This window comes from Niabella pedocola, from assembly GCF_021044425.1.
GTDB classification, from domain to species: Bacteria; Bacteroidota; Bacteroidia; order Chitinophagales; family Chitinophagaceae; genus Niabella; species Niabella pedocola.
Map to the genome: position 1 here is coordinate 2,250,398 of NZ_JAJNEC010000005.1, position 20,181 is coordinate 2,270,578.

A 20,181-nucleotide genomic window follows, 5' to 3' on the forward strand; every position below is an offset into this window, starting at 1 on the left:
GTCCGGAGCTGGCGGGGTCCGCAGAAAATATTTTTTGATTTTTTGTCCTTTTGCACCTACATTTATCCCCATAAATTTTGTGAGAAACAGACCCCTCATTTTGACCCCAATACCGCAATAGCCAGAGGAATTGACCCGTTAACGAAAGGAGGATGTTAAAAGAGGCTGCTGATTCCTGAAATCACCCGGGGAAATATAAAAAAAATGTTACTTTAGTTAAAAATTGATCGACTTGAAGACACTCAGGCCCAAAAAAACTGCTCGTTACCGCTACGCCGCATTTACCCTTACCGAAGTACTGGTGGTGCTGATCATTATCGGTATCCTGGTATTGCTGGCCCTGCCCAGTTTAATGCCGCTGATTTCCAAGGCCAAGAGCACGGAAGCCAAACTGCAGCTGGAGCATGTGTATACCTTGGAACGGTCTTATTTTTTCGAAAACTCTGTTTATACCAATGACCTGAACGCCATTTCCTTTGAACAGCAACAACTGACCACCAACGGCGGACAGGCCAATTATAAAATAGAAATCATGGATGCTTCTCCCAAAGGATTTAAGGCCCGGGCTACGGCTGTGGTGGACTTTGACGGGGATGGCACGTTTAACCAATGGGAAATCGATCACAACAAAAAACTGGTGGAAACCGTTCCGGACTAACGCTATGCAACTGCTAAGCCTGATTTTATTAACGGCCGTTTTTGCGGCAATGGCGGTCCGGGATTTCCGGCTCCGGGCCATTGAGGGGTATTATTACCTGCTGCTGGCTGCGACAGTAGTTTTTTATGCCGGATTACGTGCCCCGGCCGGCATGCTGGTTTCAAACCTGCTCATCAACGGATGCCTGCTGCTACTCTTAATGGCCGTGCTATGGGGCTATTTTAAAGTGCGGAAGGGTATTTCCCTGCAAACACTTTTTATGAGCAAGCTGGGCATGGGCGACCTCCTTTTCTGGGTAGTAACCGCACCTTTGTTTGCCCCGTTTCATTTTATTGCCTGGATGATCGGGTCTTTATGCACCATATTGATTGCGTATGGAGTATGGCATGTGGCGGGGAGCCGGCAACAGGCACCGGTTACTATACCGCTGGCGGGTATGCAGGCGGTACTGTTGGGGCTGCTGCTGATCCTGAACCAGGGGGTGCTCAACTATAATTTTTTTGAAGATTCATTCATCTTATCTGCCATTCAGCCATAATGCCTGCCACTACAAACATAGCAACGCTGATCACGCCGGAACTGGCCTGGAAATACCAGATGGCATTTGCTGGCTTCGAAAACGGTGTGTTACTGCTATGGGCGGATGCGGCTGCAACGGAAACGGAGCTTAGTCTGCACAAAGAGGAACTGGAACTGATCACCGGTCATCCGGTGAGGTTTGAGCAACTGGATACGGCACTGCTTACCCGGAAAATCAGCGAGGCCTATGCAAAAAAGGATACGGCCGACCAGCGCGGACAGCATAATTTTTATACTGGTCACCCCGATCATTTTTTAAACGACCTGATCGCGGAGGCTAAAAGTCTGAAGAGCAGCGATATTCATATTGAAACGTATGAAAATGATTGCCGGGTGCGTATCCGGGTAGATGGATTGCTGGTATTGCGTTACTTGATCGAGAAAAAGCAATATCCCGCCCTTATCAACAAGATCAAGATCAGCGCCAACCTGGATATCGCAGAAAAACGGCTGCCCCAGGATGGACGGATCTTTTTCCAGAAAGGCAATGATAAATTTGATATCCGGGTTTCGATCGTGCCCACCCTGCACGGCGAAAAAGTAGTGCTGCGGTTGCTCAGCAATGATGCCACCGATATCCGGCTGGAAACCCTGGGCTTTTCGGAAAATGATTTAAATAATTACCTCGAAGGATTAAAAAAGCCCTATGGCATTGTGCTGATCAGCGGTCCTACGGGGTCGGGTAAAACCACTACCCTGTATGCCACGTTGAAGCTGCTTAATCTTTCTACCAAGAATATCCTGACCATTGAAGACCCCATCGAGTATACCTTAAAAGGGATCAACCAGGTACAGGTAAAAGAAAATATCGGGCTGAGCTTTGCCGTGGCCCTGCGTACTTTTTTACGTCAGGACCCGGATGTGATCATGCTGGGGGAGATCCGGGATGCCGAAACGGCCAATATGGCCATACGGGCTGCGCTGACGGGGCACCTCGTGCTTTCCACCATTCATACCAACTCGGCCTGGGGCACAGTGTCACGCCTGATCGATATGAACATTCCGCCCTTCCTGATCGCCAATACGCTGAATACATCTGTGGCGCAGCGGCTGGTGCGCCTGCTCTGTCCGGATTGCAAACGGGAAGAACCCTTTTTGCCTTCGTTCTTCCCCAAAAATTACCGGCCGCCGCAGGCATTAAATACGCATTGGGTGCCGGTGGGCTGCAGTCATTGCTTCAATACCGGTTACCGTAAGCGGAAAGCCATTTATGAGGTAATACCCGTGGATGGGGAACTGGCGGATGAAATAAAAAAAGGCAGCTCCCGGGTAGATGGGCTTTTAAAAGAGAAACAGATAAAAACATTGGCCGATAATGCTTTTGAGTTGCTGAAAACGGGGGAAACCTCGCTGGAGGAAGTGTACCCGATGTTACTGAACTAGAGCATAAGAAAGGCGGCGAATAAATTTGCCGCCATGATTTATAAAAGAACTGAAATATTAGGCGGTATCAAAACACGCTATCGGCATGCTGAATTCATTTCAGGATCTGCTGATCGGATCATCGGACGGACCTTGATAAACTCAAGGGAACAACCGGACTTTAAAACGGCTTTTGATACGGCGCTTAGGAAGAAATATTTATGAAGCGATTCTATTTTGTACTGATTTTTTTTATGGTTTGCTGCCTGCATCAAACGGCGATGGCACAGCAGGACCGGCTGATGCAACTGCGCAATATCCTTACTACGCTGTCGATGGACCTGCCAGGACTGAACCAGCAGATACAGATGGATGTGGCCGATATTTCGATTGCTGATTTTATGCGGGGACTGGCACAGTCCTATAAGCTCAATATCAATATCGCGCCGGATGTCAATAAAAAAATGACCAATCATTTTTCCAATACCCTGGTACGGGATGTGCTGGTATTTATTGCAGACCAGTACAGCCTGGCGTATGATTTCCAGGGAACGATCATTAATGTAAAGAATTACAGGGATCCGAAGTTGGACCTGCCACCGCCGCCGAAAGTGATAAAGGCTGATTATAATACCTCTACAAAGCTGCTTTCCCTCGATCTTTCCAACGACACCTTATATGATGTAACCAAAAAGATCACCCAGTTAACCGGGGTAAACATTGCGGTAATGCCGGCCTCTATCAATAAGCTGGTATCCGGATATGTAAAAGACCTGCCGGTGGGTGAAGCACTGGGAAAGATCGCGGTATCCAACCGCATAAAAATGACCTCCAGCGGCGGTGATAATTTCATCCTGGATGCGCTGCAGGACGACGAGGAATATGTATTGAAAAACACCCGGCCGGCAACGGATGGCTATACCATTTCCCGTAAAACAGGCGCAGGCGATAAAAATGCACCCGGCCGGATGTCGATCGATGCCAACCAGGTAGGGGATGAAAAACTGCTGAATGTAAGTGCGGTAAACACGCCGTTAAAGGAGTTGGTGAAAAGTCTTTCGGCGCAGGCCGGGGTGGCCTATTTTATCTACGCGGAACTGAACGGGAACGTGACGGCCGAGGCGCATAACCTGCGGTATGCAGAAGTATTACAAAAGATACTGCTGGGAACGCCTTATTCCTTTTCACAGCAGGATGGCATCTATATGATCGGTGAAAAGAATTTTGAAGGCATCCGTGCCCAACGCCTGATCCAGCTGCACCATCGCTCGGTAGATTCATTAGTACATTTCCTGCCGGATGACCTGAAAAAAGATATTTCGGTAAAAGAGTTTAAAGAATTGAATGCCTTTTTGGCCACGGGTCCGGAGCCACAGCTCAATAAAGTAGAGCAACTGGTAAAACAGCTGGACCGCAAAGTGCCGCTGATCACCATTGAAGTGATCATTATGGATATCAATAAAGGATCGGTGGTAAAGGCCGGGCTGAAAGCGGGCATTTCCGATAGCATGCGTACCGGTGGAAATTTACTGGGTGGTGGTCTTGATTTTACCCTGGGATCCCGCTCTATCAATAATATTATCGATAAGATCGGGCTGAACAATGTATTCAACCTGGGGCATGTGACACCTAATTTTTACCTGCAATTGCAGGCCATCGAAAACCGCCAGAACGTAGAGATGCGGCAGACGCCGAAGCTTTCCACACTCAACGGGCACGCCGCATCTTTGAGTATCGGAAATACGCGGTATTATGAGATATCTACACAAAATACCCTGGGCTCTTTAAACCCAACGATCGTTTCCACGAAACAATTTAATTCCGTAGAAGCCAACCTGGAGCTGAAGATCACCCCCTTTGTATCGGCGGATGAGGATGTAACATTAAACATGGAAATGGATATTTCCAATTTCACGGCAGATACCAAGATCAATGAGCCGCCGCCCACGGCAACGAGTAAGTTTAAATCCATCATCCGGGTAAAAAATGATGATATGGTGTTGTTGGGTGGCATCGAACGTACCGAGAAAGGCGATAGTTATGACGGCATCCCCCTGCTGGGACGGATCCCCGTGTTAAAATGGTTGTTCAGCTCGCGCAATCGCAGAAATGTAAAAGTAGTGTCCGTGGTATTTATTAAACCCACCATTGTTTATAATTGATCCAGCCCATGTTCCGGAAGCTAAAAGATACCATCATTACCATCAAGGAAGCTGTTGGCGTGGAGCTGCAGATCGGTCCGGACGAGCGCTGGCAGTTCAATGGATTCCATGTGAAATTTGTTGACAAAAAATTACAACAGCTCACCGCGTATTCAGATATTGAAGACCTGAAATTATTAAAAGCCCGGCTGCCGAAACAGGTACCCCTGGTACTGGTGATCAATGGTAAAGGTGTGCTGATGCGAAAGACCGCCCAACCGGAAAACAACCTGGTGAACCAGTTATTTCCCGGTTCCAACCCGGGAGATTTTTTCTCCGTAACCTGTCCCGATGAAGCAACCGGGCAATATCATTTTATTTGCCGGAAAACATTGGTTGCACAGGTGCTGGAAGCATTGAATGCTGCGGGTCTTCAACCCCTGTCGCTTGGTATCGGGCTAACCCCGCTGGTGCAGGCCCTGCCCTTCCTGGAAGCCCCGGATGCAACGATCCACACACCCTCCTATTCGGTTGCTATCGTTCAAAAAAAGATCCATGAAATCATCTATGGCCCCCGGGACCGGCCGGATGCATCCTCATTCATGGTGGGCGGAGCGCTGTATAAAGCCCAACAGGTAAATGCATTGGGCGCAGTGCTGCAGGTGCTGTTAAAACCCGCAGATCAGTTGGAAGGAGACATTACTACAGAAGCAGTAAAAGCTGTGGGGGAAGACTATAAATACTACAAATTATTTCATTTCACCAAATGGACGGTATTGGCCGCATTGCTGGTATTACTGCTGGGTAATTTTTTTGTGTTCAATCATTATTTCGGAAAAAACAAGGCACTGGCACAGCAGGCAGACCTGGTGCGGGCGGCCACCCAAAGCAGTTTATTGGAGCAGGCCCGGTCCGACTCATCTTATGCTTTTTTTACCAGCGCGGGCTGGAATAAAAATACCCGGCATAGCTATTATGCCGATCGTATTGCGGCGCTGGCACCGGAAACGGTACGCTTTTCCCTGCTGCAAACGGCGCCTGTACAGGAATCGATAGGTGCGGGCGATCTTATTTTTGCCAACAATAAAATTATACTGCAGGGCATTTCAACCGATCCTACTGAGTTGGAAACCTTCAGCCGGGCTATAAAGAATATCCCCGGAGTGGAAGCGGTGGTCATCAATAATTATTTATATAAGCGGGATCTGCTGGCTGCAGTGTTTACCCTCGAAATTACGATACAGTCATGAGTAAAGCAGTAACAATAAAATCGCCCGTCACTTACCGGCAGCGGCTGCAATGGCTGCTTTGGTCGGTAGTTCCGCTGTTGTTACTTTGTTACCTGCTGGGATTCCGGAAAACGGCCGCCGTGATCAGCGATTACCACAAAAATCAGCGGCTGCAGCAACAGGGAGCCCTGATGGCGGACAGTATGCAGGTATTTGAGAAAAAGCAGGAGGCGGTCGATCGCTGGCAAAAACAATACCTGGTAGACAGCTCCCGGCTGGACGGCGCCATTCTTGCGTCGATCAACAGCCGGTGTGATGCACTGGGCCTGCAGTTTAAAGAGTACAAGCCGCTGGGAACAAGTGCCCAGGATATCTGGACGCGGGTGGTAACGGTTGAGGGAACGTTTCATAAGATCCTGCAATTGATCTTCCAGCTGGAACAACAGGAGCAGCTCTGCCGGATCGCATCCATAAAATATCAGCACATAAAGGAGGGCGACAGTGAGGTGTTGAATTGCAGTTTATATATTCAAAACGTAGTGAATAAAAAATGAAAAACAGCGGTATCATAATAGGAGCATTACTGGTGGGGTTGCTCATCGCATCGGCTTCCTGCGAAGAGATCTTTGATGATGATTACTCATCTTATACGGTAAAGCTGGCGTCGCCGGCAGACAGTATGTTGCTGGCCGACACCCTGGTGCAGTTGAGCTGGACACCGCTTCAGCAGCCGGCCGATTACCAGGTGCAGGTGGCCCAGCCTAAATTTGATTCCCTGGCAAAGCTGGTAAAGGATACCATCACCAGCGGCAATAGTATCCGGATCACTGCACAGGAGCGGGGTAAAAAATACCAGTGGCGCGTGCGTGCCATTGGCAAAAACACAGTGAGTCCGTATAGCAAGCCCTGGATGTTCTTTATACAAAACAATCAAAGCCTTGAAGAATAATCCCAATATGAAATACCTGCTGATCGGCCTGGTAGCGCTGATCTGGGGACTGATCATTTACAAAGTGATCCGGGGGTTGTCGGGTGATGATCCGCCGCCGGTAGCCACGAAAATAAAACCGCCTCAAACTGCGGATACATTATCAGCGTACCAGCTTACCGCGGCATCCTATCCGGATCCTTTCAGCAATGAATTGATCGAAGAAGAAGTGGTTACCGAAACCATCACACCAGGCGGTGCCAAAGCGCCTGCAGGTATAACGCCTGCAAACCCGCAACCGGCACCGGTTATGGCAGCGCCGCCGCCTCCCCCGCCGCCGGCGATCAAGTACAGCGGGTATATTTACAACCCCCAAACCCGGAAGAAGATGGCCATGATCACTGTAAACGGCCGGGGGCTGAGCGTAAGCATAAACGAAAAGATTGACGATAAAACAAGGGTGCTGGACATCACCGATCAGAAGATAACCGTGAGCTTTAACGGAAAGCGGATTGAGTATGTGATTGGGGGTTGATGGACATAAAGATGTATCAGAGGCGCGACGAAACAATCGTGTTCGGGAAATCGTTTCTGTCTAATTGTGGGAAATCGGAAGAGTTATCTAAATAAATATAGGACCTGATGACGCGCCACTAGTGACGTTGTAGCCCCATAATAAACATCACATAAAAGTGAATGTTTTAATCAGCAATTGAACAAAAAATAATACTGCTATGAAAAAAAACAATCTATTACTACATTCGAACTTTGCCCATTTAAGCCCCCGTGAGAAAGAAATACTGGAAATGATTGTTGAGGAAAAGACCAATGTCGAGATTTCAAAAGAACTGTTTATAAGCAAGCGCACCGTGGATGGACACCGCCAGAATATTTTGAATAAGCTCAACGTAAAAACAACAGTGGGATTAATAAAAGTTGTTTACGAAACATTGATAAGCGCAAATAATAATACGGAAACGCTGCAGCTCTGAGGAAACAGGTATATATACGTATTGTTTTCTTTGATGTAAGAAATTAATTTCGCAAAACTGATTTAAATGACGAACTGAAAGCTAGGAAACTGCAGATGGAGAAGTACGCGTTATCTAATGAGAACAAGCCCAGGAATTTATCGGCATGAGTCTCTTTTGTTAGAGATAGATAATAAGCAGTTCTGCCAGTAGCCCGATTTAGAACTGTATACTGCGCTTAACTCTTGAATAATGCTTTTGTATAAAGGTGTATTCATATTCATCTTCTATAATGTCGCTGCTTTTACATCTGTATACGCCTATAGCTAAAGTATTCATCTTTCTTTAAATGTTGATTGTGGATGCAGGAGCCGTAGATGATAAATTTTAATAAAAAAGGTGAATTGACTTTATGTTAATCGGAGCTGAAAAGAATGTTACCTGGCTTGGACGCCACAGCCCTACTGTGCTGAACGTGTTCATGTAGCATTGAAGTATAATTGATAGTATCAGTTTTCCAGGCAAAAAGTGTAATGAGTATAAAAGTTTAATCAAATTAAAAATGACAGTATGAGGACTTCTGAGGCATTTGTCAGAATCTATTTAACTCTGGGGTTGATAGTTGTGACTTTGTTTACTAATTCACAACAGTTGCCCAATATAATTCCCCCTGCTCCGCTCACTCGGGAACTGAATAAGTATGTCGATTTTCCTGTGGACTACAGCACTGGAGTTCCTGAAATTGCTATCCAATTATATACAATAAAAATGAAGGAACTTGAAATTCCTATTGTATTGCGATACCATGCATCTGGAATAAAGAACGGACAGGACGATGGTAATGTGGGTCTGGGGTGGAGTTTGAATTGCGATTATCGGATATCAAGGACAATTTATGGTCAGCCCGATTCTCGGGATATTGAAATGAATCCCAGTTTATATCAATCCAAAATGCAATATTTTGAAAATAATCTCTACTTCCCTCCAATAAGTTGGGATAATATAACGCTAAATGATCGGCATGCCCTGTATCCATTTCAAGATCGGGATAAATTCTTGGGTAGATTTCTAACACCAAGCGTAAAAAATGGATTGGGTCTTCAGATACCTTCTGTTAGCGAACCGTTATTAGATGGAGAATATGATCACTTTTCTTATATGAGTCCCGGAGGAAGCGGAAAATTTATTATAAGTGACCGCGTCAATAAAATAGTTAGTGAAATCAATCCTGGTAGGAACAGGTTTACCTATTTAGAAGGAACTGCTTCAAATATGACGACAAGTGGAATCATTGGATTTACAATAAAAGATGAGAATCAGAACAAATTTAGTTTTGGTGAACAGGTCGACAAACTTGGAGCGCGCGTTCTTGAAACAAACATTGGTGCGTATGATTTGAAAAATGTAACAGCATGGGCACTAACGGACATCGATACAAAATATGGAGAAAAAGTAAAGTTTCAATATGAAAGTAAGGCGGTAAGCAGTAAATATAAAAGACAGGTTTTAATAAGAATAAAAGACCCGCTGTTAAATCAAGGAGCATTCTGGAGCCATTCCATTGATGAAGAAGCAAAACGAACTGATTTTTCGTGTTTTTCCCTTTCATCAATTCATACTCCCACTGAATACGTCGAATTCGATGTTCAGAATCAAGGTTCGACATATAGGGTGAACCGGATTACAGTAAGGGATTCGCTCAACCAAGCTCAAATTAAAAGAATTGATTTTTATTACCACCCGCTATTTCTTGAAACCCATTCATACACATTCCTGGATTCTATAAGGGTTTATGGGAAAGACATGGCAGATGTTCAAACATATAAGTTTGATTACTATGATGCCGACGACTATGCACCAGGTTTTTTAAACAATTACTTAGTTCCAGACCAATGGGGATATAACAAAGTTGTGCTAAACCCACATCGGCTACTGAACATTCAATTCGGGAATGACCATGCCAGAGCAGATGGAGAAGGCCAATCCGGTAATAGGATAAGTGGAAAATTCAGTGATAGTTATCCTGGATATCTTGAACGCCGAGACGAAAATCCTACACCGGAATTATTTTCTTTAAAGCGAATAAAATATCCTACTGGAGGAAGTACTGTTTATGAGTATGAACCAAATTTAGATGCGCATGTTACTCCGCGCTATTTAGGAGGAATTAGAATTAGGTCAATTAGTCATTTCGATGGAAATATATCTTCTGGAAATAGTCTTATTAAAAGTTTGAACAGGTACTTTCTTTACGAGGGCGGGTATAGTTCGGCCCCCCTTGATTATACGGACTTCCGAAAAGAATTTCCCATCTTCATTCATGATGGTATGAGTTGGACGAGTAACCGAGGTATTCAGTATTCGAGTAACTATTTTGGTGATCGCACAGAAAGCGAGAATGTTATCAACTACTCCAAAGTGACCGAATTAGTTGCCTCAGATTATTTAGGCCTCAATGGAAAGGTAACATATAGATATAGTGGGGTAACGAATACTCCAAATCCGTTTTCTATTGAAATAAATGATCCCAATCATTTAATGGTTTATTACTTGGGAGGCCCAACGTATATAAAGAACTACCGCCACTGGCAAAAACCTGTTATTCTGGAAAAAAACACCTATGATAAAGATGGGAAACTCTTAAAGGGAGAGCAGTTTAACTATCAGGTTAGCAACCAGCAAACATTCACTGGCCTAAAAGTTATTCCATATGCATCTGTCACCGGCTCCACTTTTGATGAATATTTTCCAGTCTATTATGCTGCTATTTCTTCAATGTATAATCATGGGCTCTATTCAGTAGAAACAGGAAATGATCTTTTGAAGGAAAAAAAAGAAGTACTATATACTGATCATGATTCTATTACAACAACAACGATTTATGATTATAACAACTTGAACCAGGTTACCACGATAAAAACTTTTGATAGCAAGAATGATATTCTTGAAAAGAGTGTTATTTATCCCGCTAATATTCCTTATGATGCAAATGCAATGTTAATGCTTCAGGCAAACGATGTAAATAAGGTGCTGGAGGAATCCGGAAAAAAAAATAATACGCTAATTAGTCAAAGTAAAAATCAATACGTTGAATTGCCCGGGGGGCACTTTGTTCTTTCAAAAATACAACGGTTGAATTCCCGAAATCAAGCATTGGAAGATGTCGTTCTTTTTAAAAGGCATGATAGCAAGGGAAATGTGCAAAGCCTTTCTAAAGAAAAGGACATGACTGTAAATTATCTGTGGGGATATAATTATAGGTTTCCTATAGCTGAAATCAAGGGTGTTGAATATGAGGAGATTGAAAGTATCATTGGAGTATCGCAAATCGAACAGTTTGTTAGAAAGAAATGGCCAACGTTAAACGAAATTAATCAGTTTTTAATACCCATACGAAATGCGATTCAGAGTGGCACGCTAAAGAATGTAATACTTACATCTTTTAGCTATGACCTCAATGCTGGATTAAAAACTCAAACAGATTCAGGGGGCCGAACTGTATACTACGAATATGATGCATTTAACAGATTGTCAGCAATCAAAGATGACGAAGGCCGGGTGATAAAAAAAATAGAACATCATTACAGTAACTAGATTTCAGTCAAAATCCGTAAAGCGATTTTTAATGCCGGGATATCAAAAGAGAGTGCACGTAAAGTGGGAATGCATATATGGATAATCCAAAAAACTCAGCGATGAAGCTAAGAAAATGTTATAGAATCAGAACAAAGTGTGGCATTTTATGCTATTTAATAGGTATAATAGTTTTCCTGATTTGTTTCAAAAGTGCGGATGCACAGCAAGGGAGTACGATTAATAATCCTATTTCAATGGGTGTTTATACGGTCGATTTAAGTGAGGATTACCTTGCTTATTGCTATACGACAGGTAACGGCAATACGTACGGAGGAACCGGCGAAGATGCCTTTTATAGGTTTACTGTTAATGGTAATGCAGATTTAGATGTGATGCTGTATTATGCAATTCAAAATAAAGTTTATTTGTTGAATTCAAATGGTGTAGAAATAATGAGTCTGGATTTTACTTCCACTATCTATAACGCACAAATAAGTATTGCTCCTGGTACCTATTATATGGTTGTTGAAGGCGGGGGAACAAATACTGGAGGCGTAACGCTGGAGGTGATTTTTGGTGTTAAAGATAATTCAGGAGGGACGCTTCCTACTGAAGGAATAAATATGTCCAATGCTATTAAAATAGGGTATTATAGAGATATCGATGTTCTATACACCTTTTCAGATAGCAGGAGAAATGCACCTTCATTCGGATATGGAAATAATATGGGACAACCAAGTGATGATATTTACTATACATTAACTGTGATAGATAGTGCGGACCTTGAGATCTCACTATGTGGTTCGTCTACGCCTACATACCTTTATCTGTTAAATGATGCAGGAGGAGTTATTCATGCTGATCGTGAAAGCGGTCCGCTCTGTTTAAATCTATCATCATCTATTGTTACAAGGGTCAAGGCTGGGACCTATTATATTGTAATGGAAGGGGTAGATGATGGGTGGGGAGATCTTAATCTATCTGTAAAAACATTAATAAGAAAGCCATCACTTCCAAGATTGCCGGCCATTCAGCCGTATACGGGATATACGCCTATTAATTATATTAGAACCTGGACGGCAACTGCTCCCGTTACAGATCCGGCGAGTTTGCCGGAAAGAGGGATGCATGAGGTAAAACAAACTACTCAATATTTTGATGGGTTAGGAAGAATTCTGCAAACGGTGCAAAAAAAGGGTTCTATAGTTACCAATGAAGCCAATATTCTGGATACTGCAGGAGCAACAGATCTGGTCACGCCTGTCTTATATGATGGTTTTGGCCGCGAGCAATTCAGCTTTTCGACATATGCAGCGTCAAATTCAGATGGGTTGTTTAAGCTGAATCCTATTGCAGAACATCAGCAATTTATGACTTCAAAATATGCAACCCAGGGTGAGTCAAATTACTATGGACAGACTATTTTCGAAGCGTCTCCTTTAAACCGGCCGTTGGAAAATTTCGCTGCAGGGAAGAATTGGGTGGGCTCAATAGTTAGAGCAAGCGAAGAGAACCGGCATAGTATCAAAAGTAAATATTGGGTAAATGCAAATACAGATTCTGTAAGAATCTGGAATATAACAGACGGAGTGCTTTCTACTACTATTAACAGCGTTTATATAACAAGTCAAACCTATCCTGCTGGTGAATTGTATAAGAGTGTAGTTGTAGACGAGCATCAAAAACAGGTTATAACATTTAAAGATAAAAAGGGGCAACTAATACTGAAAAAAGTGCAATTGCTGGATAATGCGGCAGATATCGGGGATGGCCGGGGCCATACCGGTTGGTTGTGCACGTATTATCTTTATGATGATTTGGGTAACCTGAGATGTGTTATTCAACCAGAAGGCGTTAGGACAATGAATGACGTTAATAGCTGGGTACTTACAGAAACCTTACGGAAGGAACAATGTTTTCAATATGAATATGATGGAAGACAAAGAATGATCGTTAAAAAAGTGCCGGGGTCGGCGGAGGAAATAATGGTATATGATGTGCGGGACCGGCTGGTAATGACCCAGGACGGGAACCTGCGTAGCCAGGGTAACTGGAAGTATACACAGTACGATAAGCTGAACCGGCCGGCAAAAACGGGCTTGATCAATCTCCAGGACAACGATCCGAATACGCACTGGAATGCTGCAATGTCCAAAACGGGAAATGCCAATGAGGCCATACAATATCCAACCAATGACCTATTGAGCAACGCTACGATATTGACGCAGACATTTTATGACGATTATAGCTGGGTAGGCACGGAAACGGCCAGTGGTCTGAATGAAAATTACGATATGGGTTCAGACAGCTATTTCTTACCCGCATCTGATACGCAGTTTCCTTATGCGCAAGCCAACCAGAAAGACACACGTACCAGGGGCCTGGTGACTGGAACAAAGGTCAATATACTAGGTACTCCGAACTATACCTATACGCTTACGATTTATGATGATAAGGCCCGTCCGATCCAAGTAAAAACCAAAAACCATACAACGGGGTCGGATATAGTCACTACTCAATACAGCTGGAGCGGTCAGCCGCTGACGGTGGTGAGCCGGGAAAATAATGCAGGCGGTACTGCCATTACAGTAACCACGGTGACCAAAAATAGCTATGATGCTCTGGGGCGTGTGGTTAGGATCACCAAGAATATGAGCAGCAGTACGGGGCTGAGCAGCGGGGATAAGATTATTGCAGTGAATAAATATGATGAATTGGGCCAGCTGGTTGGTAAAACCCTGGGCGCCACGGATGCCAATGGTACAGCCGGAGCTGAAACACAAAGATATGAATACAATGTAAGAGGGTGGTTATTGGGCATGAACCGGGGTTATGCCAGCGGAAGTAATAATAACAGCAATTTTGGATTTGAATTGAATTACGATCAATATCCTTCTTTTGGCGGTTCGGTTGGTAACCGGTATTACAATGGTAATATCGGGGGCATGAGCTGGCGGGGCAAGACCGGAAATGCCGAAATAAGACGATATGATTTCAGTTATGATAATGCCAACCGGTTGATGAATGCCGACTTTAAACAATACAATGGCAGCAATTATACGGCTACCGGAACTTTTAACAGCCGGATGGGTGATGGTAATCCGTTGAACCCGGAAAGTGCGTATGACTACAACGGGAATATAAAGGCGATGACCCAGCAGGGCCTGGCTGGCAGCAGCTCCATATTGATGGATCAGCTAATCTACAGATATCTCCCTGGCAGCAATAAACTGGCAAAAGTAACGGACCAGGTTGGCGATACGCGGAGCTACCAGTTGGGCGATTTTAACGACGGTGCCAACAGTGGTGACGACTATGCTTATGATGCAAACGGGAACCTTACAAAAGATGAGAACAAAGGGATCCAAACAATTAATTATAATATCTTAAATTTACCACAGCAAATTGATGTTACGGGCAAGGGGACGATCAGTTATCAATACGACGCATTAGGTAACAAACTGAGCAAAACGGTAATCGAGGGTAGTGGCCAGAAGATAACCACCTATCTGGGCGGGATGATCTTTGAAAATGATGTATTGCAGCATATTGGTATGGAAGAAGGGCGGTTCCGTCCTAGTGGTACGGCCTTTACCGCGGATTACTTCCTGAAGGACCATTTAGGGAATGTGCGCTCGATGATCAATGAGAACGGAACCTTGTTGGAAGAAACGCATTATTATCCGTTCGGGTTGACGATGAAAGGAATCTCGATGCAGGGAAATGTTGCCTCTTTACAAAACAAACATCTATATAATGGGAAGGAATTGCAAGAAGATTTGGGACTGAACCAGTATGATTTTGGCGCCAGATTTTATGATCCTGTTATTGGTAGGTGGCATGCTGTTGATCCATTGACGGAGAAAACAGCGGAATGGTCTCCATATACCTATGCAATCAATGACCCGATTCGTTTTATCGATCCAAATGGTATGGAAGTTTATGAGACTGCAACAGGTCGTGCTGAAGGAACACTTCCCAATCCTCCCTTTAAATTTTACGGACCGGACAATAGACCGTTCAACATATTTAAACTATTAAATGGCGATTATGCTGAGTATGATGGTTGGAGTGGTGAGGATCCTGAAAAAAGAAAGAAAAATAGAGGCTATACCAATAAGGGAGAGGGCGGTGCCCAGTTTTGGATTCGAGAGTCTGAATATACAGAACCATTAGAAGCTACAGGGTCCGAACATTCAAAATTGGTGACATATGGAAATGAGCGAACAGTAGCAACTCCATATGAAGATGATATACTTATGACCGAAATTTTCAAATCTTCTGCCGGCATGGCTTTCGGTTATGGGATTAATTTGATGACAAAAAGTCAATTTGTCGGATCAGTGATCGGTGTTGGGGTGGGCTATGGCCTAAATGCTTTCAAGATTCAAAAAAGAATGATTGCAACGGTAGTGGATATAGGAAATTGGTATGGAAAAATTCGATTTAATGGATTTACGGGAGAGGTTTATTCACAGAACTATTATGGCTTTAAAGTAAATAGAACCGAAGTGATAAATTCTTACAATCAAGTTAGAATTGTCTCTGTGATAACAGGTAAGGTTGTTTGGGAAGCACGAAAAGGGGATCCAGGGTATGATGCAAACCCATTTTTGAGGAATAAGAAAAGTACATTGCCGCAAAAAATCGAGTTTAAAGATTTCTAAAATGAGAAATATTTTGACCTATTTTATAGGTGCAGTTACATCACTGTTTTTTCTGCGTGACTTAATAGTAAAACTAAACAGTTGGTTAAATACTGTCGATTTCGCTCTTTCGCAAATAAATGATTTCTTTCTAATCGCATCGAATTGTTTTCTATCGTATCTATTTTCGCTGGTTTTTTTTACAATAGGAGCACAAACAAGAAAAAAGGTTATAAAACTGAAAAATGCGGTAATATTTGTTCTACTTACGATCGGCGCGATTATTATTTCAAGTATTGGGTACACGGTGTGTTTTAAACTTTTAGGGCGAGCTTCCGTACGACCCGGACAAATGCTACCTCTTTGGGTGGCGGTTCCTCTTTTAATTTTTATTATAGGTACTTATTTTAGTAAGTTGGAACCCGAGGAGAAAATAATTGAACATTGATTTCAATTCAATTCCTGTTGCAAGTATGTCGTATATCCCTTCTCGGGTAGGTCTGTCAACAAGGTTTGTGCAAAGCCGGGCTGTGCGAGAACCATTACTTTTATTTCGACTGAGCTAAAAGGCGCTAATGTGACGGCTGCTTTATTTTCTTCAAGGAGCTACCTATACACCCAGAGCGCCGCCTATTTTGGGGCCAGCTGATGGGCTGACATTATTGAAAACCTAGCAAGTTGTGGCTGGACTAGTGACAACGCTAAAAAATAGTAATTTATTTATTACAATCGTGTCTCTGTATTGTTCCTGTATCCATTCTATGAATGAAAGGATTAGTAATTTCGAAGAATTGTTATCCAACGAAAAAAAAGGAGATGTATCTGTTATAATAAAATAAAAATAATATTTTTAGATTATAACTCTAAAAAACTGTTGCCGATTGCAAAGTATATGGCGGATTGTGTTAAGTATTGTATGCAAATGTTGATGTGGTAAATCAGTATTTTGGAATTTATAATAGATATCCTGACGACTCTTTGGATCTTTTAAAAGTGAACAGTATCGATGGACGGGAAATAATGAAATATTATAATCAGGCCATAAAGCTAAAGGCGCGTGACATTTTTCAATATAAATTAATAAACGCGGAAGGATTAGATTTATTTAAGTAACAGGGTATAAAAACAAATAGTAATTTGTAATGACTATGAAAGTTTTGTCAGTATTATATGCTGCGTTTTTAATTCTGTTCTGTTTACAAACAACCTTTTTAATAATGGCAACAGCACACGAGGTTGATTTGTCATTTTTAATTATTAATAGTTTATCCGTAGCCATTTTTGTAGTTACAGCATACTTTCTTTCTAAGTTTTACTTTTCAAAAGCAAGGCGATCTGTTTTATTGATTTTAATGTTTTTTGTGGTGATGATTTTTGGTTACTACTGCTATGATATTTTTAGTAAGGGGGACATAAAAAATATTTTTGCTTATCAACCATTAGTGGGGCTTTTGCTTGGGATGCTAATTTTAGCAAAATTAGCATTTCAGGGGAGAAATAGGGTAGGAAAGATATAGGCAATAAAAATTTTGAATTTCTTTGGCGGTGGTATCAATAGGACGAAATAGGGTTAATTTGTTTTTTGTTCGGTTTGGATAGAACGGGCTTCCTCGAAATTAATATCCGTTCTGCATAGCTTTTTTGGATTGTTTCTGATCATACACCGAGGGGAACTATTTAAGAAATCCATCCTGATGTACGTCTTTAGTTATTCCGTTGGGCATAGAATATTTGAAGAAATAAAAGATTACAACGATGTTCAGCGCAAATCGTATTCATTGCAAAAGAAAAACGGATGTTGGCATTAAGTATAATTAAGATAGCAGTGTCGATTGTTCTTTTACTTGTTGGGTTATTTCTGATTTACTCAGGGATTAAAAAAAAAGACAGTTTAAAAAAGAAAATGTTAGATGTAAGTATCCCTCCTTCCCCAAGAAATTTCAGTAAGCTATATCGATTTCTGGTTGGTATTTTTTGCATTTATGTGGGGATCAGCATATTTTTACTATGATTAAATTTTTATCTCCAATAATGCGGGAGTACCGCTTGCTTTTTTAATGTTCAAGTTACTGTTGGTGCCGAGAAAGGAATTATTTCTGGCGAGATTACAGTTTCAAATGGAGTAATAAATTTTCATAATATTGAAGTTGTAAGTGCAAGAGGAGGACTAGGAACTATACAGACACAGAATACAATAGGGGCATCCACATTTTTAAATTTGCAAAAAGAAATAACTGATATTTCGAGGGCGGGAGGTTATAATAAGGCGACAATTGAGTTTTCTAGACTTCGTCCTCCAGGATCTAAGTTGCCTGATACGGGCACTAGAGTTATAACTTTATTTGATAATACCAAGAAATAAATTTAAGTATGTTAATACATCCTAGAAATAAATCTCTTATAGAGGTACTTGATAGTAGTGGAATAGGCATTGAGAAAGGGAGCAAAATATTAATGTTGCTCAAGCAAAATGGTGCAACTCAAACGGAAGCTATTATCGCATATCATATAAAATTTGGAGTTCCACTTGATGATGTGGAAAAATTGGTATATCCCTCAAGTATTTGGGAAAAAGAATCTTTGCAAGAGATCGCCTATCAGACCTTTTTATATTTTAACTATAACCCTGACGATTCGGATTCTGCAGTCAATGAAAACATATAGAAGGTTGTAGCTGGGCAAGGGCAATAGCCGCCCGTGTTAAGCAGTCTCAAATAATTTCGAAGCGTGTGCCCCGCAATGTACTCCGAAAAGGGATACAATAGACGTTTTAATCAGTCCCTTTACTCCTTTTATTGCATACTTCATCAGATCATTCGCCGCGAAATTTTCATCCTGATGTATATATAATTCCCCCGGTATCAAATCCCCATAAAACCTACAACAACGCCTTCGGTTCCTTCTCCCTCGAAAACAGGTTCTTGTCGTTGCGGTAAATGTGGAAGTCCTCCTTGGTTCAGACTTGCTACAGGGATGGCCTTATCCACCCCAATCCGGGCAAAACGGATTCCAGCAAGGTTACGGACTTTTCCATTTCAAATTCATCCTGGTTAATAGTGGTTTCTTTCCGGATGATCTGTTCGTCATAATCAACGATCTCCTGGGCCACCGGGTCGGAGAGCTCACCATCAGTATGCCTTCTCGCCCTCGTCTGTAGCAGGGCCTGAGAGATGATCGAGCTGTGCGATTATGTTACTTGCACTGCCGGATAAGGACGATGCTACTGCGGAGGAAGGTACTTTCAGCAAGCACTTTATTCCAGGAAAAGCTCGGGCGGGCTTTTTTACTGTAAAAAGCAGAACGAATAATAACCAAATTGCATTCAGATAATAAACAAGCTTTAGGTTCTTTTATTAATCCAGCCATGAATTAACCATATGTTTTTTATTTTGCTCTTTTTCAGGAGAAAGTCATCGTACATCTCCGTATTTTCCGAGCGCAATAGAAAATGCGTCATTTCATGGGCTGTTGCCTTGCGTATATATTTTAAGTGCCTGCGCCCGTCAACTCTTGTGATACCGTAGATCTGTCCGTACTCCAATCCGTCTTCCCAGTCCTCAATTTTGGTGGCAAATAAAATATCACCACTTTTTATCAGGGGTTCCATGCTATCGTTATAGGTACGGAAGGCAGTACAACCGGCAAATTCAGGAATATCCATCGTATACGCCGGGGAAATAGAATTCAGGTCATCATAAAACTCCACATCATTACCTGCGGCAAAATTGGTATCATAAAATTTAATGGATCCCGTTTGGTTTGCTTGTTGCTTCCGCACCCTGCCGGCGGGAGCTTTGACCAGCATATTTGAACCGGGTATTATAATATCACTATCCAGCGTTTTCCTGTTCAAATACATCTCTCCGTCTCCGGTGACCACCCAGGTCGGATTGATTTCCGGGTAGGAAGAAAGATAGCGTTCAATATTTTCCTCTGTCAATCCCGTAGCCTTATCCAATACGCCATTTGAAATACCGGTGTGTGCGTAGAATTTTCTTTTACTAATACCTTCTTTTGCAATATGCTGAAGAATACGCTCCTTGATCTTAGAGAAATTTTGCTCCATATTCCTTATGTTTGTAGATAAATAT

The 20,181-nt window shown here is 42.5% G+C and carries 15 protein-coding genes; 13 read left to right on the forward strand and 2 right to left on the reverse strand.

Going from position 1 to position 20,181, the window contains the following annotated elements:
* Nucleotides 1-232: 232 nt before the first annotated feature.
* From LQ567_RS16895 to LQ567_RS16955, 13 genes are all read left to right on the forward strand, one after another.
* Nucleotides 233-658 (forward strand): prepilin-type N-terminal cleavage/methylation domain-containing protein, encoded by a 426-nt coding sequence (locus LQ567_RS16895; RefSeq protein ID WP_231006393.1) that lies wholly within the window; start codon nucleotides 233-235, stop codon nucleotides 656-658.
* On the forward strand, nucleotides 594-1,196 hold the full coding sequence (locus LQ567_RS16900; RefSeq protein WP_231006395.1) for a hypothetical protein: 603 nt from the start codon (nucleotides 594-596) through the stop codon (nucleotides 1,194-1,196). Before LQ567_RS16895 ends, LQ567_RS16900 begins: the two co-directional genes overlap by 65 nt.
* Entirely contained in the window at nucleotides 1,196-2,620 is a 1,425-nt protein-coding gene (locus tag LQ567_RS16905; protein ID WP_231006397.1) for a GspE/PulE family protein, read from the forward strand. Before LQ567_RS16900 ends, LQ567_RS16905 begins: the two co-directional genes overlap by 1 nt.
* 200 nt (nucleotides 2,621-2,820) lie before the next feature.
* Nucleotides 2,821-4,761: a type II secretion system protein GspD gene (locus tag LQ567_RS16910; protein WP_231006399.1), complete on the forward strand. Its 1,941-nt coding sequence runs from the start codon at nucleotides 2,821-2,823 to the stop codon at nucleotides 4,759-4,761.
* Nucleotides 4,762-4,769: 8 nt separating this feature from the next.
* On the forward strand, nucleotides 4,770-5,990 hold the full coding sequence (locus tag LQ567_RS16915; RefSeq protein ID WP_231006401.1) for a hypothetical protein: 1,221 nt from the start codon (nucleotides 4,770-4,772) through the stop codon (nucleotides 5,988-5,990).
* On the forward strand, nucleotides 5,987-6,523 hold the full coding sequence (locus LQ567_RS16920) for a hypothetical protein (RefSeq protein WP_231006412.1): 537 nt from the start codon (nucleotides 5,987-5,989) through the stop codon (nucleotides 6,521-6,523). Before LQ567_RS16915 ends, LQ567_RS16920 begins: the two co-directional genes overlap by 4 nt.
* A complete protein-coding gene (locus LQ567_RS16925) occupies nucleotides 6,520-6,918 on the forward strand; it encodes a fibronectin type III domain-containing protein (RefSeq protein WP_231006413.1) in 399 nt (132 codons plus the stop codon). Before LQ567_RS16920 ends, LQ567_RS16925 begins: the two co-directional genes overlap by 4 nt.
* Entirely contained in the window at nucleotides 6,908-7,432 is a 525-nt protein-coding gene (locus LQ567_RS16930; RefSeq protein ID WP_231006414.1) for a hypothetical protein, read from the forward strand. The genes LQ567_RS16925 and LQ567_RS16930 overlap by 11 nt, the downstream gene beginning before the upstream one ends.
* A gap of 199 nt (nucleotides 7,433-7,631) precedes the next feature.
* Nucleotides 7,632-7,889 carry a response regulator transcription factor gene (locus LQ567_RS16935; RefSeq protein WP_231006415.1) on the forward strand — a complete coding sequence of 86 codons (258 nt, stop codon included), beginning with the start codon at nucleotides 7,632-7,634 and terminating at the stop codon, nucleotides 7,887-7,889.
* A 549-nt stretch (nucleotides 7,890-8,438) separates the two neighbouring features.
* Nucleotides 8,439-11,462, forward strand: a complete 3,024-nt coding sequence (locus LQ567_RS16940) for an RHS repeat domain-containing protein (protein ID WP_231006417.1) — start codon at nucleotides 8,439-8,441, stop codon at nucleotides 11,460-11,462.
* A 101-nt stretch (nucleotides 11,463-11,563) separates the two neighbouring features.
* On the forward strand, nucleotides 11,564-16,111 hold the full coding sequence (locus tag LQ567_RS16945; protein WP_231006419.1) for a DUF6443 domain-containing protein: 4,548 nt from the start codon (nucleotides 11,564-11,566) through the stop codon (nucleotides 16,109-16,111).
* A gap of 1,121 nt (nucleotides 16,112-17,232) precedes the next feature.
* Nucleotides 17,233-17,607 (forward strand): hypothetical protein, encoded by a 375-nt coding sequence (locus LQ567_RS16950; protein WP_231006422.1) that lies wholly within the window; start codon nucleotides 17,233-17,235, stop codon nucleotides 17,605-17,607.
* A gap of 853 nt (nucleotides 17,608-18,460) precedes the next feature.
* On the forward strand, nucleotides 18,461-18,754 hold the full coding sequence (locus tag LQ567_RS16955; RefSeq protein ID WP_231006424.1) for a hypothetical protein: 294 nt from the start codon (nucleotides 18,461-18,463) through the stop codon (nucleotides 18,752-18,754).
* Nucleotides 18,755-19,055: 301 nt separating this feature from the next.
* On the opposite strand, the gene LQ567_RS16960 is transcribed toward LQ567_RS16955, so the two are convergent.
* Nucleotides 19,056-19,199 (reverse strand): hypothetical protein, encoded by a 144-nt coding sequence (locus LQ567_RS16960; protein WP_231006425.1) that lies wholly within the window; start codon nucleotides 19,197-19,199, stop codon nucleotides 19,056-19,058.
* Nucleotides 19,200-19,430: 231 nt separating this feature from the next.
* Nucleotides 19,431-20,156, reverse strand: coding sequence for a S24 family peptidase (locus LQ567_RS16965; protein ID WP_231006427.1), 726 nt, complete (start codon nucleotides 20,154-20,156; stop codon nucleotides 19,431-19,433).
* Nucleotides 20,157-20,181: the final 25 nt, after the last annotated feature.

Excerpts from the sequence above, each read along its gene's own strand:
- LQ567_RS16900 (WP_231006395.1), top strand. The coding sequence starts at position 594 with ATGGCACGTTTAACCAATGGGAAATCGATCACAACAAAAAACTGGTGG.
- LQ567_RS16905 (WP_231006397.1), top strand. The coding sequence starts at position 1,196 with ATGCCTGCCACTACAAACATAGCAACGCTGATCACGCCGGAACTGGCC.
- LQ567_RS16910 (WP_231006399.1), top strand. The coding sequence starts at position 2,821 with ATGAAGCGATTCTATTTTGTACTGATTTTTTTTATGGTTTGCTGCCTG.
- LQ567_RS16915 (WP_231006401.1), top strand. The coding sequence starts at position 4,770 with ATGTTCCGGAAGCTAAAAGATACCATCATTACCATCAAGGAAGCTGTT.
- LQ567_RS16920 (WP_231006412.1), top strand. The coding sequence starts at position 5,987 with ATGAGTAAAGCAGTAACAATAAAATCGCCCGTCACTTACCGGCAGCGG.
- LQ567_RS16925 (WP_231006413.1), top strand. The coding sequence starts at position 6,520 with ATGAAAAACAGCGGTATCATAATAGGAGCATTACTGGTGGGGTTGCTC.
- LQ567_RS16935 (WP_231006415.1), top strand. The coding sequence starts at position 7,632 with ATGAAAAAAAACAATCTATTACTACATTCGAACTTTGCCCATTTAAGC.
- LQ567_RS16940 (WP_231006417.1), top strand. The coding sequence starts at position 8,439 with ATGAGGACTTCTGAGGCATTTGTCAGAATCTATTTAACTCTGGGGTTG.
- LQ567_RS16945 (WP_231006419.1), top strand. The coding sequence starts at position 11,564 with ATGAAGCTAAGAAAATGTTATAGAATCAGAACAAAGTGTGGCATTTTA.
- LQ567_RS16950 (WP_231006422.1), top strand. The coding sequence starts at position 17,233 with ATGACTATGAAAGTTTTGTCAGTATTATATGCTGCGTTTTTAATTCTG.
- LQ567_RS16955 (WP_231006424.1), top strand. The coding sequence starts at position 18,461 with ATGTTAATACATCCTAGAAATAAATCTCTTATAGAGGTACTTGATAGT.
- LQ567_RS16965 (WP_231006427.1), bottom strand. The coding sequence starts at position 20,156 with ATGGAGCAAAATTTCTCTAAGATCAAGGAGCGTATTCTTCAGCATATT.